Genomic DNA, 617 nt, shown 5'->3' with positions numbered 1-617 from the left:
TAGCTAGTCCGAAGAGAATGATCAAGATAAAGCTAGTAATACTAATTTTCCACATTTTCATTACCAGAGAAAAAGCGAATGCAATATAGATTAAGACCCTCAGCAATTCGATGAAGCCATAGTTAGCCATCCCAGCAAGAACATAGTTAATCGATTCGGTTAAGCTTATAACCGCACTAAACAGAGCAAATATGGCCGCCCCCATGAAGATTACTTGTGGTAAGCTGCTAACTGAAAGGTATACAAACAATCGGTTAAACAGCTGAGTAAAGAGTTTCGTCAATTTGTGTAATGAAGTGCGTACAGGGAATCCTATTTTGATCATTACTTATTTTCCATTGCTCTTAGCGCCTCACCCAGTAGCTCTTCTGTACTTAGATTTTTGTTATTAGCTAGGCTCTTATCAACTGTTCTCTGTGCCTTATATTCTGTACTTTTACTTTCGCCATCGATGTCTTCTTGTCGACGTCCATATGCAATGTAAATGTTATGAAAGACTCGATTACGCTCCTCGCCAGCACAATCTAAATTTGCCAATTGCTTTTCAGCACCTTCAAACATGATGTCTAAGCTATCATCTGTTTTGGCTTTACAGAAATGCCGATAGGCTGTATCAA

General features: G+C 38.7%; 2 protein-coding genes. Both read right to left on the bottom strand.

The annotated features are described in order from the left end of the window. Positions 1-325, bottom strand: a 325-nt coding sequence (locus IQR33_RS34370; RefSeq protein ID WP_228014140.1) for a hypothetical protein, incomplete at its 3' end; no start/stop codon positions are given. After that, the coding region (locus IQR33_RS25630; protein ID WP_193844175.1) for a hypothetical protein at positions 325-617 on the bottom strand (293 nt) is incomplete at its 5' end. The genes IQR33_RS34370 and IQR33_RS25630, both read right to left, overlap by 1 nt.

The organism is Vibrio sp. OPT46, from assembly GCF_015163535.1.
Taxonomy (GTDB): domain Bacteria; phylum Pseudomonadota; class Gammaproteobacteria; order Enterobacterales; family Vibrionaceae; genus Vibrio; species Vibrio alginolyticus.
Note: the sequence above shows the minus strand (reverse complement) of the source record. Positions and strands in the feature narration are given on the sequence as shown.